Source organism: Bradyrhizobium sp. STM 3843 (genome assembly GCF_000239815.1).
GTDB lineage: Bacteria > Pseudomonadota > Alphaproteobacteria > Rhizobiales > Xanthobacteraceae > Bradyrhizobium.
The window spans coordinates 12,126-24,902 of sequence record NZ_CAFK01000085.1 but is presented as its reverse complement, the minus strand read 5'-3'; the positions used below and the strand labels follow the sequence as shown (position 1 = coordinate 24,902).

Here is a 12,777-nt window from a genome sequence, read left to right as displayed (position 1 = left end):
TTGACGGCCGATCTGTTTGACAACATCGATGCGATGGTGCCGGCGCGAGAGCAGCTCGCCGAGGGAGCGATGCTCTTGCGTGGTTTCGCGCGGCCGCAACAGCACGAACTGCTCGCAGCGATCGACGCCATCACCGCGCAAGCGCCGTTCCGCCGCATGTTTACGCCCGGCGGACATCAGATGTCGGTGGCGATGACCAATTGCGGGAACCTCGGCTGGGTGACGGATCGCAGCGGCTATCGCTATGACGCGATCGATCCGGAAAGTGGCCAGCTGTGGCCGGCGATGCCGGCGCTGTTTCGCGAACTCGCCGAACACGCCGCAGCCGAGGCCGGCTTTGGCGGTTTCGCGCCGGATGCCTGCCTGATCAACCGCTATGAGCCGGGCGCGAAGATGTCGCTGCACCAGGATCGTGACGAACGTAACATGGGCGCGCCGATCGTCTCGATTTCGCTGGGCCTGCCGGCGATCTTTCTGTTCGGCGGGTTGAAGCGCAGCGACAAGCCGCAGCGCTATCGCCTGCAGCATGGCGATGTCGTGGTCTGGGGCGGCCCGGCGCGGCTCGCCTTTCACGGCGTTATGCCGCTTGCCGACGGCGAGCACGGCCTCATTGACCGCAAACGCATCAACCTGACCTTCCGCCGCGCGCGTTAGCCGGCTGGCGAAACCGTGATGTTGGCCGCATGTTGATCGGCTTCCGCTTCGCGCTATGCTCCCGGACGGGAGAGAGCGAATGAGCGCAATCGAGCTGTCAGCCGATGAGGAAGAGGAGACGGGCGCAAGCCGGCTCGGGCTCTATCTCGCCTTTCTGCAACTCGTGTTCACGCTGCTGTGGACCACCTATGTGATCTTTCTGCCGAAGCTCGCGGCCGGCGTCGGCATTCGGCCATCGTCGGTGATCATCATTCTGATGATGGACCAGGCGATCTTCACGGTCACCGACACCGCGATGGGCATCGCCGCCAACAGAATCGCGCGACTGACCAAATGGCTTGGACCGTTGATCGGACTTCTGACGGCGCTATCCTGCGCGGCCTTCGTCGCTTTGCCGTTCGTCGCGGCGACCGGCATGCCAGCCGTCTTCATTGCGCTGATCGTGACCTGGGCCATCACATCGTCGGCACTGCGCGCGCCACCCTTGATTCTGCTCGGGCAGCACGCCGCCAAACCCCGGGTCCCGTTTCTTGCGGCGCTGGTCCTGCTGGGCTATGGAGTCGCGGGCGCGCTGGTGCCCTATCTCGGTGTCGTTCTGCGCGATTATGACGCGCGACTGCCCTTCATCATCTCCTCAGCCGTGCTGTTGCTGACGGCGCTTGGTCTGTCGCGCGTCGCTGATCTCGGGCAAGGCGCGAAGCAGGTGCAGGCCGCGGTCAAGCCGGTCCGGCTGAGCGGTCTGCCCATGCTCTTCATCGCCGCGATGGTGATCCTGGCGCTCGGCTATCAGCTGCATTTCAGCATCAACAGCGAGGCGTTCTATCTGCGCTTCGCCAAGCCGGCCGACCTGCAATGGCTGATGCCCGTGTTCTGGATCGGCTTCAACATCGCAATGTTTCCGGCGAGCGTGATCGTCAAGCATCGCGGTGCCGTGATCGTGATGGGGATCGCGGGCCTGCTCGGCGCGGCCGCGATCGTGATCGCCGAGATCGCCGGCGCGCTGAACGTGCTGATCGTCGCGCAGTTCATCGCGGGCGCGGCCTGGGGCTGCATGATGATGAGCGCCATTTCCGCCGCGCTCTGGATCGGCATGCGCGGCGCCGAGGGCAAGGTCACGGGGCTCGTGTTCTCGGCGCTCGCGCTTGCGACCGTCGCGCGGATGGCCGCGGTTGCCGGCGGCCTGCAGAAGCTCCCGGACTACGCGCCTTTGGTGCGCTGGGCGCCGGTGGCCTGCTGGCTCGTCGCAGGCACAGGGCTGCTGGTGATCGCGGCAGCCAGGGTGCAGGGAAACAGGCGGTGATCTAGAGTTGGTGTCATTCCGGGCTCAGCGCTTTTGGGCTGCCCCGGAAACTAAGGCTTCGCCGGATGGATGAAGGCCCATGGCGAGACCTCGCTGTCCCTGGGCACCTCGATGTCGATCAGATAGGGCCCGCCATGAGCCAGCGCCTTCTCGAGCGCGGTGCGGAAGTGATCCGGCGCAGTGACCCGGCTCGCCGCCACGCCGAACGATTCCGCGAGCTTGACGAAATCCGGATTGACCAGGTCCGAGGCGACCACGCGGCCGTCGAAGCGCTCGCGCTGGTCGCGCCGCACGTTGCCGTAGGCATTGTTGTTGAACACCAGCGTCACCACGCCGATGTTGTACTGCACAGCGGTGGCGAGCTCCTGGACCCCGAACATGAAGCCGCCGTCGCCTGTGATCGCGACCACCGGCTTGTCGGGGCGGGCGACCTTGGCGCCAAGCGCGGTCGGAAAGCCCGAGCCGAGCGTGCCCTGATAGCCTGAGGTGATGAAAGTGCGCGGCTCATAGACCGGAAAGCCGTACCAGGAGGCGAAGCCGACCTGCGACAGCTCGTCGGTGACGACAGCGTCGTGCGGCAGCACTTCGCGCAGCACGTTCAGATAGGCCATCTGCGGCTGCACTTTCTGGATCTCCTGCAAGCTCGCGGCGGTGGCCTCGCGAATGGCGGCACGGCGGCCGGCGGTCTTCTTATGAGCGGCCTTGCCGACGGCGCTGATCAGCGCCGCCGTGCCAGCCTTGGCATCGCTGACGACGCCGACATCCACGCTGATCCGCCGCATCTCGGCCGGGTCGATATCGATGCGGATCGACTTCAGCCCATCGGGCCGGAATGGCCAGCGGAAAGTGGTCGGCAGCTCCATGCGGGAGCCGATGCCGATCATCAGATCAGTCGTGGGCCACAGCTTGTAGGCGGCCGCCATGGTGAGCCCGAGCTCATGCGCATTGGAAACGATACCGCGTCCGGAGCGGAAGGCGACCACGGGCGCATCGATCATCTCGGCGAGCTCGAGGATCTCCTCACGCGCATCGATCGCGCCGCCGCCGACGAAGATCATTGGCGCTTTCGAGCCTGCAATCAGCGCTGCCGCCTTTGCGATACGGTCGGGATCAGGCAGCGGCGCCGGGAATGGTGCGAATGGCTTGGCGGCGGCGGTCTCGCCGGCTTGCGTGAACACGTCCCAAGGCATCTCGAGCGCGGCCGGTCCGCGCCGGCCGGACATCATCTCCTGGAAGGCGCGCGAGACCAGCGTCGGCGCGGCGTCGGGATATTCGATCCGCTCGGCCCACTTGATAAAAGTGCGCAAGGTCGCGAGCTGATCCGGCATCTCGTGCAGATGGCCGCGGCCCTTGCCGAGATAATCGGTAGGCACCTGGCCGGTCAGGCACAACACCGGCTCGTTGCAGCCGAACGCCGTGAGCATCGCTGCACCCGCATTGAGCACGCCGGGGCCGGGCACCACGCTGAACACGCCCGGCCTGCCGCTCGCGCGCGCATAGCCGAACGCCATGTAGCCGCAGGCCTGCTCGTGGCGGGCGCCGATCACCTTCAGCTGCGCCTGATGGAATGCGTCGAACAGGCCATAGATTTGCGCGCCCGGCAGGCCGAACACAGTATCGACGCCGTGGGCGACAAGGCCGCTGACGATGGCTTCGCCGCCGGTCATGATGGTCATTGGCAGTTCCAATTTCCGGAGTTACAGGGCTTCGTCGACGACGCCGTTGCGCAAGATGCCGATGCCTTCGGCCTCGACCTCGATCACGTCGCCGGGCTTCAGATAGCGCGGCGGATCGAACCGCGCACCGGCGCCGGTCGGGGTGCCCGTCACGATCACGTCACCGGGTACCAATGTGGTGAAGGTCGAGATGTAATTGATGAGATATCGGAAGCCGAAGATCAGCCGCGAGGTGCGGTCGTCCTGCCGCAGCTCGCCATTGACGCGCGTCATCAATCGGATGTCGGCGATCTGCGTCTCGTCCGCATAGGGCACGATCCACGGTCCGAGGCTGCCGGTCGAATCGAAATTCTTGCCCTGGGTGACGTTGAATTTGGCGTGCCGCACCCAGTCGCGGATGGTGCCTTCATTGCAGAGCGTGAGCGCGGCGATGTGGCCCAGCGCATCCTTCTCGGCGATGTGGCGTCCGGCCTTGCCGATGATGATGACGAGCTCGCCTTCATAATCGAGCTGCGGCGAGGCGCGGGGACGCACCAAGGGCGTATTGTGGCCGACGAAGGAGCGCGGCGTCCGCATGAACATCGACGGATATTTCGGCGCGTCCTGGCCGTCCTTGTACTCGGCGTTGCGGTCGGGATAATTGACGCCGATGCAGATGATCTTTTCCGAGGCCGGGATCGGCGGCAGCCAGGTGATCGCGTCCAGCGCGTGATCCGGCGCGCGCCCTGCGGCGGCCTCAGTCAATCGCGGCAGCGCGCCTGCGGCGATCACCTCGCGCAAGCTCGGATAGTCCTTGGCAAAGTGCGATGACAGATCGACGATGCCGCGATCAGTGACGGCACCGTAACGGACGGCGCCGTCGATTGCATAGGTCGCGAAACGGGCAGGGGCGGGCATGAGCGTCTCCTTACACACCGAGCCGCTGGATCTTGTGGGTGCCGCGCGCCATGGAGACGTGCTTGGTCTCCATGTAGAACTCGAACGAGTAGTCGCCGCCATCGCGGCCGATTCCGGACGCCTTCATGCCGCCGAACGGCGTCGGCAGATGACGGACGTTTTCCGAATTCAGCCAGATCATGCCGGCCTCCAGCGCGTCGGCAACGCGTAAGGCGCGGCCCATGTCGTTGGTCCAGACATAGCCGGTCAGCCCGTAGCGCACATCATTCGCAATCTCGATCGCCTCCGCTTCGTCACCGAACGGGATCACCGTGAGGAATGGGCCGAACACCTCTTCCTGCGCGACGCGCATCTTGCTGTGGGCGCCGGTGACCAGGGTCGGCTGCACATAATGCCCGCCGCCGGGCCCATCATGCGGCTGGCCGCCGGCCGCAATCACGGCGCCATCCTGCCGCGCGATGTCGAAATAGGAGCAGACCTTTGCCAGGTGCCGCTCATGGATCAGCGGTCCGATCTCGGTTGCCGGGTCGAGCGGGTGGCCGACCTTCAAAGCCTTGACCCGGGCGGTAAGTTTTTCAACGAAGCTGTCGGCAATGCTCCGCTGCACCAGCAGCCGGCTCGAGGAGGTGCAGCGCTCGCCATTCAGCGAGTAGATCATGAACACGACCGCGTCCAAGGCACGGTCGAGATCGGCGTCGTCGAACACAATCACCGGGTTCTTGCCGCCCAGCTCGAAATGCACGCGCTTCAGGGTCTGCGCGCCCTGCGCCATGATCGCCGAGCCCGTGGCGCTTTCACCGACGAAGCCGATCGCCTTGATGGCGGGATGCTGGGTCAACGCCTTGCCGGCGTCTTCGCCGAAGCCGTGCACCGTGTTGAGCACGCCATCGGGGATGCCGGCCTCCTTCGCGATCTTCGCGAGCCAATGCGCCGTGATGGGCGACCATTCCGCCGGCTTGTGCACGACGGTGCAGCCGGCAGCGAGGGCGGGCGCGATCTTCCAGGTCGACAGCATGAACGGCGTATTCCAAGGCGTGATCACGCCGACCGGGCCGATCGGCACGCGCGTCGAAATGTTCCAATGCTCCTCGCTCGGCATGTTGAGGCCGTCGCGGGCTTCCGTGCATCGGTCGGCAAAGAAGCGGAAATTCTCCGCGGCGCGGATCGCGGCCTTGGCCATGAACCGATAGGCCTGGCCGGTATCGATGCATTCGAGCACCGCGATATCTTCGGCATGATCTTCAATCGCGTCGGCGACCCGATGCAGGAGCTTTCGCCGCAAGGAGGGCGGCATCTCGCGCCAGCTCCTGAACGCGAGTGCTGCCGCCGTCGCGGCGCGGTCGATATCCTCGGCATTGCCGCGCGCCACCGTGGCAAGCTGCGCACCATCGATCGGCGAGCGTGTTTCGAACGTCGCGCCCGAGATCGACGGCACGATCCGGCCGTCGATCATGTGGCCGATGCCGTCCTCCTTCAGCTTGGCGAGCAGGGGCGCCGCGCGGTCGAGGTTGGCCTTGAGGATGTCTTGTTTCGGCGTGGCCTTATCCATGGGTAGCCTCCGCTTTCAGGGCGTCGTGGATGTTGTTGCGCTTCCAGCTCGTCGCGGCATCGTTGATCTGCATGTCGAATGACAGTGCGAACTTGCTGTTGGCGAAGACAGGATCGAGATAGTTGGAGAGCGCTCCGAACACATGCTCGCCGGCCTTCTGTCGGGCGGGAAGGTCGCGGCCTTCGCCGAGCCGCAGCAGCATCGCGAGGAAGCCGTAATCCGTCTTGCCGTCGGCGATCGCGTAGTGCTCGCAGCGGATGGCGCGGACGCGAATGCCGCCGATCGGGAAGATGCCGGTCTCGGCCGCCGCCTTACGGACGACCTCGCAGAGCTCCTTGATATCGACGCGTGGCTCGAGATTGGCGGAATATTCGATGCTGAAATGCGGCATGATCGGATCGTCCGGCAGGATGTTCAAGCGAAGTAGCAACTGACGGTCCCATAGGGACCATAGTCGGCCTGGATCGTGTCGCCTTTGCGGGCCTCGATCGGGCGGATGAACGAGCCCGCCAGCACCACCTGGCCCGGCTCCAGCGCGAGCTCTTGGGCTGCGACCTTGTTGGCCAGCCAAGCCACGGCCGTCGCCGGATGATTGAGCACGCCGGCGGCGAGCCCGGTCTCCTCCAATTGTCCGTTCTTGTAGCAAAGCGCGCCGATCCAGCGCAGATCGGCGTCCAGCGGTCGCAGCGGTCGGCCGCCGAGCACGATGCCGGCATTGGCCGCATTGTCGGCAATGGTGTCGAAGATCTTGCGTGTGGCCCTGGTTTCCGCGTCCACCCGTTCGATGCGCGTGTCCAGGATCTCGAGCGCCGGCACCACGAAATCGGTTGCATTGAGAACGTCGAACAAAGTGCAGTCCGGTCCTGACAGCCGCTGTTTCATGACAAAAGCCAGCTCCGCCTCGATCCGGGTCGCGATGAAGCGATCGGAGGGAACGGTCCCGCCGTCTGCAAAGAACATGTCGTCCAGCAGCACGCCGGAATCCGGCTCGTCGATATTGAGGGCGCTCTGCATCGCCTTCGAGGTCAGACCGATCTTGTGGCCCTTGATGATGCGCCCTTCGGCGACCTTGATCGTGATCCACGCTTTTTGAATCGCATAGGCGTCCTCGATCGTGATGTCCGGAAAGTCCTGCGACAACTGCCTGATCTGCACGCGGCTTCGCTCCGCCTCATGCAGGCGTGTGGCGCATCGGCGAATGTCAGCGTCGGAAAGGGTCATGGCGCGAGCACATATGGGGTGTTGCCACAAATGATTAACATGTTAAGTTTCGGCGCGCAAACCGGATAACGTTTGCTGCATTGCAAACATTTGAATGGGCGGTCGGCGATCATATGGCGCAGAAGCGGGCAGCGAGCGGCAAGCAAGGAGCAAGGGAGGCGCATCCGGTCCCGATGCGGGGCTTTTCGCAATCCTTGCCGATGGCGCTGCTTCGCGCTCGCGAAGCCGTGATGCGCCAGTTCCGCCCCAACTTGCGCAAGCATGACCTGACCGAACAGCAATGGCGCATCCTGCGTGCATTGGCCGCAGTCGAGGCGATCGATGTAACGGAGCTTGCGCGGGTGGCTTTTCTGCTCGGCCCCAGCCTGTCGCGAATCCTGCGGGATCTTGACGCACGCGGCTTGATCGAGCGCCAGACTGATACGAACGATCTCAGGCGCGGTCTCCTCTCGATTTCACCGAAAGGCCTGAAGCTGATTGCCCAGGTTGCTCCCACGTCGGAGGCCATCTACGCGGCGATCGCGGCCCGCTACGGCGTACGCAGATTGGACGAGCTGCAAAAGATGCTGGTTGATCTGGAGGCCAGTCTTGCTGGAGACCTTCTTGTCGCGGAGAGGGAGTGAACGCAGTTTTGCATGACGCTCCGGCTTAGTTGCATAACTTGATCAAGAGCTAGGCAGGTGGAATGCGGAAGCCCCAGCGGCGTTAATCATTTTAAAGTGGCGTGACTACTCACAGGATCGATATCGTCGCGATTGCAATTTACTCGGGCCTAAAGAGCCCTTAAACAGCCATGGTTCTGCGGACGAAGATCCGCGAGCACGAGCAGGGCCGCTCACAACAGGCGGTCAGGGAGGACTATAGATGAGTTTGACGAGACGCGATTTCGCGGCCGGCATCGTCGCCGGACTTGCTGCACCTTCCATCATCACCAGCGCCCGTGCGCAGGCCTCGACGATCAAGATCGGCATGTGCGCACCCGTGACGGGTCCGGCAGCGGAATCGGGCGGCTACGCCATCAAGGGCGCCAAGCTCGCCCTCGACGCGGTCAACAAGGCCGGCGGTATTCTCGGCAAGCAGGCCGAACTCATCGTCGAGGATGACCAGACCACCAATCCGGGTATTGTGCTGGCCTTCTCCAAGCTCGCTGCCCAGTCCGACATCGTGGCCTTCCTCGGCTCGATCCGTTCGACCCAGGTGCATGCGATGGCGCCCGACGTGCTCAAGCTCGGCAAGCCCGTGATGATCGGCGGCACCGATCCGAACCTCACCCATATGGGCAACCAATGGCTGTTCCGCTTCCGTCCTAACGACAGCTACTCCGGCCGTGTCATCGCCGAATATGGCGTCAATACGCTCGGCAAGAAGAAGTGGGCAATTTTGCATTCGACCGACGCGTTCGGCACTGCGGGCGGCAAGGCGCTCTCGGCCGCGCTGGAGAAGCTTGGCTCCCCGGCCGTGCTCGATCAGGGCTATGCCAACCAGAGCCAGGACTTCACGCCGGTCGTGCTCGCGATCAAGCAGTCGGGTGCTGACATCCTCGGCTCCTATTTCACCTTCGAGAACGATCTTGGCATCTTTGCGCGCCAGCTACGCCAGCTTGGCGTCAATATTCCCTGGGTCGGCTCGCCCTCGATCGTCAATATCACGGCGTTGAAGCTCGCCGGTCCAGCTCTCTACAACACCTATGGAGTCGCCGATTACGCCGAGGACTCCAGCGAGGCCTCGAAGGCGTTCGGCAAGGCGTATCGCGAGGTCGCCAAGGTTGCACCCGACAACCAGAGCTCGTGGACCTACGACGCTATCAATGTGCTTGCGGCCGCGATCAACAAGGCCGGCTCGACCGAGCCCGGCAAAATCCGCGAGGCGATTCTTGCGATCAAGAAATTCCCGGGCGCCGAGGGCGAATACAATTTCGACCAGAACGGCGACGGCCTGCACGGCTACAACATCGTGAAGAACGATAAGGGCAACATCGCCTTCGACAAGCATATCGAGTTCACGGACTGACCGTGCGCAGCGACCTCTCCGCATCGGGCGGGGAGGTCGCCATCGCTTCGTCGCAAGCGCTTCCCTCGAGGGGTCTCCGGCCGTCATGGATCTCGTTCTTCAACTCTTGTTCACGGGTATCGGGATCGGTGCCGTCTATGCGCTGGTCGCGCTCGGCTTCGTTCTGATCTTCCGTGCCACCAATGTGGTGAACTTCGCGCAAGGCGAGTTCTCGATGGTCGCGGCCTATCTGATGGTGGTCTTCGCGGTCGATCTCGGCTGGCCCTACTGGCTGTCGTTCCTGATTGCCCTTGCGGGCATGGCGCTCCTCGGCATGATCTTCAATCTCGGTGTGTATTATCCGCTGCGTCATCGCAGCTATCTGCCGGTCATCATCGCGACCATCGGCGCCTCGATCCTGCTTGCCAATTCGGTGCTGGCGATCTACGGCCCGCAGCCGCAGGTGCTGCAGGGCTGGTTTGAGACGCCGGGAATTCAACTCGGACCGGTCTATCTGGACAGCCAGTATCTTCTGATCATCGCGGTGACGATCGCGCTCGTCATCTTCAACTATTGGTTCTTCGAGCACACGCTTCTCGGCAAGAAGCTTCAGGCCACCTCGCAAGACAAGGAGATGGCGTCGTTGCTCGGAATTTCCGTGTCGACGATGATCATGATCACCTTCATCTATTCCGCAGTTCTTGGCGGCCTCGCGGGCATCCTGGTGGCGCCAATTCTGTTCGTCTCGATCCAGATGGGTTCGACGATCGCGCTGAAGGCCTTCGCGGCGACCATCATCGGTGGCTTCGGCGATGTGGCCGGTGCGATCATCGGCGGTCTTGCGCTCGGCGTGATCGAGACGTTTGGCGCGGCCTACATTTCTGTCCCGTACAAGGACGGCTTCGCCTTTCTGGTGCTGGTCGCCTTCCTGATCTTCCGGCCGCAGGGCATTTTTGGCGAACGCGTGGCGGAGAAGGCATGAGCGTAGAAAGCGACAACATGCGGGGTACCGTATCGACAGCGCGTTCGAGGCCCGCCGTGCTGAGACACGTTCCCTATTTCATCGCCGCCGCAGTTCTGGTGATGCTCGCCGCGTCGATGCAGTTCGACGGTTATGTCCTCAACATCCTGTTGCAGGCGACGACCTTCTCGATCGCGGTCTTCGGGGTTTCCGTCGTGCTCGGTCTGTGCGGTCAGATCAATCTGGCACAAGCGGCCTTCTTCGGCCTGGGCGCCTACGCCGTGGGTCTCGGCACCACTGACCTGCAGATGAGCTATTGGCTCTGCCTGGTCGCTGGCTGTCTGGTCGCGATCGTCGCGGGCGCATTTTTGGGCATGTCGACCTTGCGGCTCGGCGGACACTATCTCGCGATGGTGACGATCTCGTTCCAGCAGATCATGACGCTGGTGATGATCAATGCCATCTGGCTGACGCATGGGCCCGACGGCGTGTCCCGGATTGGTCGTCCATCGCTGTTTGCGAGCTCCCAGAGCTATCTGGCCTTCTGCGTCGCGGCGCTGGCAATCGTGGGCTACATCGTCTGGCATCTGCCGGACACCAAGCTCGGCCGCGCCATGCGAGCGGTGCGCGACAACGAGCTCGCGGCCGGCGTGAACGGCATCGATATCTTCAAAACAAAGGTCTACGCCTTCGCGATCTGTGCCATGCTCGGCGGGCTCGCCGGTGGCTTGTTCGCCGGCGGTTTCGCCTATGTCAGTCCGGATCAGTTCTCCTTTGCCGAGTCGATCGTGTTCCTGACGATGTCGCTGCTTGGCGGCGTGGCGTCTCCGATCGGGTCGGTGATTGGCACCGGTCTTCTGATCCTCATCCCGGAATGGCTGCGCTTCCTCAAAAGCGTGCCGGGACTTTATTTGGCGATCTACGGTCTGTTCGTGATCCTGATCATTCGCTTCATGCCCGAGGGCATTTGGGGCTTTGTCACCGCGGGGTTCGACCGCTGGCGGACGAAGACCAAGGCGCCGCCGGCCGTCAAGCCGCTGCAGCTGAAGCCCGCGACAACAGGCGGCGATATCGTGCTGGAAGTCAAAGGCCTGTCGAAGCACTTCGGCGGTCTCAAAGCGGTCGACAGTGTCGATATTGCGGTGAGGCGCGGGGGCGTGCACGCTTTGATCGGGCCGAACGGATCAGGCAAGACCACCACGCTCAACGTGCTCTCGGGCCTGTATAAGGCCACGTCGGGCACGATCCTGCTCGACGGGACTGATATCACCAACATGCCGCCGCATCAGCGTACGGCAGCAGGGCTCGGGCGGACGTTCCAGAACATCCGGCTGTTCCGGTCGATGACGGCGCTCGAGAACGTCGAGATCGGCGCCGAGCGATCCGGCAACACGATGATCGGAACCGGGGGCCATGCGGCCCTGACGGAGCGGGCCATGGAGGCGCTGACCTTCGTCGGGCTCGGCAACCGTGCCAACGAACTGATCACGAGCTTCTCCTACGGGCACCAGCGGCTGATCGAGATCGCACGCGCGCTGGCGGCAAACCCGACGCTGCTTCTGCTCGACGAGCCGGCGGCCGGGCTGAACTCGACCGAGAAGCTCGAACTGCATGAGCTGCTGAAGCGGATCGCCGCGCAAGGCCTCACGATCCTGATCATCGATCACGACATGACCTTGGTCAGTGAAGCCGCGCAGCACATCACGGTGCTCAATTTCGGTCGCCGCATCGCGGACGGTGAATCGATGGCCGTGCTGCGCCATCCCGATGTCGTCTCCGCCTATCTCGGGAGCGAATGATGCCGCTACTCGAAGTTCGTAACCTTGTCGTGCGCTACGGTGAGATCGAGGCGCTGCGCGGCGTTTCATTCAGCGTGGAGGAGGGCAAGGTTGTCACCCTGCTCGGCGCCAATGGTGCCGGCAAGTCGACCACCTTGCGGGCGATATCGGGCCTGACAAAGCCGGCGTCGGGCGAGATCGTCTTCGATGGCGAACCAATTTCAGGACTCGGGCCGGAGACGATCGTGCGGCGCGGCATTTCGCACGTGCCGGAGGGGCGGCGGGTGTTCCCGGGCCTGACGGTGAAGGAAAACATCATGCTCGGCGCCTCGAACCGCCGCGCGCCGAAAGCGCAGCTGTCGCGCGAGGCGGACGCCATGTTCGACCTGTTTCCGGACATCCGGAAGTTCTCCAATGCGCTGGGCTGGACGCTCTCCGGCGGCCAGCTGCAAATGGTGGCGGTGGCGCGCGGACTGATGGCCAAGCCGAAGCTGCTGCTGCTGGATGAGCCATCACTCGGCCTCGCGCCCGTGATCGTGCAGGCGGTGTTCCGGATCATCTCGGAAATTCGCCGATCAACGACGGTCTTGCTTGTCGAGCAGAATGCGCGCATGGGGCTATCTGTTGCCGACTATGGCTATGTGCTGGAAACCGGGCGTATTGTGCTCGGCGGCAAGCCCGACGAGTTGTGGGGCAACGAAGCCATTCGCGCCGCCTATCTGGGCGGTCATGCGAAAGTTCCTGCCTGATCG

At 63.5% G+C, this 12,777-nt stretch carries 12 protein-coding genes; 7 read left to right on the top strand and 5 right to left on the bottom strand.

The window, feature by feature from the left end; all coding sequences use genetic code 11:
* Positions 1-654, top strand: a complete 654-nt coding sequence (gene alkB / locus BRAS3843_RS11600) for a DNA oxidative demethylase AlkB (protein WP_008969073.1) — start codon at positions 1-3, stop codon at positions 652-654.
* Between the two features lie 79 nt (positions 655-733).
* On the top strand, positions 734-1,954 hold the full coding sequence (locus BRAS3843_RS11595) for an MFS transporter (RefSeq protein WP_008969072.1): 1,221 nt from the start codon (positions 734-736) through the stop codon (positions 1,952-1,954).
* 50 nt (positions 1,955-2,004) lie between these two features.
* Here BRAS3843_RS11595 and BRAS3843_RS11590 read toward each other — a convergent pair whose 3' ends face one another.
* The 5 genes from BRAS3843_RS11590 to hpaH are packed head-to-tail and all read right to left on the bottom strand — an operon-like array spanning position 2,005 to position 7,297.
* Positions 2,005-3,630, bottom strand: coding sequence for a thiamine pyrophosphate-dependent enzyme (locus tag BRAS3843_RS11590; protein WP_008969071.1), 1,626 nt, complete (start codon positions 3,628-3,630; stop codon positions 2,005-2,007).
* Positions 3,631-3,651: 21 nt separating this feature from the next.
* The gene (locus BRAS3843_RS11585; protein ID WP_008969070.1) at positions 3,652-4,527 is read right to left on the bottom strand and encodes a fumarylacetoacetate hydrolase family protein; all 876 of its coding nucleotides are present in this window, start codon (positions 4,525-4,527) and stop codon (positions 3,652-3,654) included.
* A gap of 10 nt (positions 4,528-4,537) precedes the next feature.
* The gene (gene hpaE, locus BRAS3843_RS11580; RefSeq protein WP_008969069.1) at positions 4,538-6,076 is read right to left on the bottom strand and encodes a 5-carboxymethyl-2-hydroxymuconate semialdehyde dehydrogenase; all 1,539 of its coding nucleotides are present in this window, start codon (positions 6,074-6,076) and stop codon (positions 4,538-4,540) included.
* On the bottom strand, positions 6,069-6,467 hold the full coding sequence (locus BRAS3843_RS11575) for a 5-carboxymethyl-2-hydroxymuconate Delta-isomerase (RefSeq protein WP_008969068.1): 399 nt from the start codon (positions 6,465-6,467) through the stop codon (positions 6,069-6,071). The genes hpaE and BRAS3843_RS11575 overlap by 8 nt, the downstream gene beginning before the upstream one ends.
* Before the next feature lie 23 nt (positions 6,468-6,490).
* On the bottom strand, positions 6,491-7,297 hold the full coding sequence (hpaH, locus tag BRAS3843_RS11570) for a 2-oxo-hept-4-ene-1,7-dioate hydratase (RefSeq protein WP_008969067.1): 807 nt from the start codon (positions 7,295-7,297) through the stop codon (positions 6,491-6,493).
* Between the two features lie 113 nt (positions 7,298-7,410).
* Here hpaH and hpaR point away from each other — a divergent pair, with 113 nt between their 5' ends.
* From hpaR to BRAS3843_RS11545, 5 genes are all read left to right on the top strand, one after another.
* Entirely contained in the window at positions 7,411-7,920 is a 510-nt protein-coding gene (hpaR, locus tag BRAS3843_RS11565; protein ID WP_008969066.1) for a homoprotocatechuate degradation operon regulator HpaR, read from the top strand.
* A gap of 241 nt (positions 7,921-8,161) precedes the next feature.
* The gene (locus BRAS3843_RS11560; protein WP_008969064.1) at positions 8,162-9,307 is read left to right on the top strand and encodes an ABC transporter substrate-binding protein; all 1,146 of its coding nucleotides are present in this window, start codon (positions 8,162-8,164) and stop codon (positions 9,305-9,307) included.
* An 85-nt stretch (positions 9,308-9,392) separates the two neighbouring features.
* Positions 9,393-10,268, top strand: coding sequence for a branched-chain amino acid ABC transporter permease (locus BRAS3843_RS11555; protein ID WP_008969063.1), 876 nt, complete (start codon positions 9,393-9,395; stop codon positions 10,266-10,268).
* Positions 10,265-12,046 carry a branched-chain amino acid ABC transporter ATP-binding protein/permease gene (locus tag BRAS3843_RS11550; protein ID WP_008969062.1) on the top strand — a complete coding sequence of 594 codons (1,782 nt, stop codon included), beginning with the start codon at positions 10,265-10,267 and terminating at the stop codon, positions 12,044-12,046. The genes BRAS3843_RS11555 and BRAS3843_RS11550 overlap by 4 nt, the downstream gene beginning before the upstream one ends.
* Positions 12,046-12,774 carry an ABC transporter ATP-binding protein gene (locus BRAS3843_RS11545; RefSeq protein ID WP_035981490.1) on the top strand — a complete coding sequence of 243 codons (729 nt, stop codon included), beginning with the start codon at positions 12,046-12,048 and terminating at the stop codon, positions 12,772-12,774. Before BRAS3843_RS11550 ends, BRAS3843_RS11545 begins: the two co-directional genes overlap by 1 nt.
* The last annotated feature ends 3 nt before the right edge of the window (positions 12,775-12,777 follow it).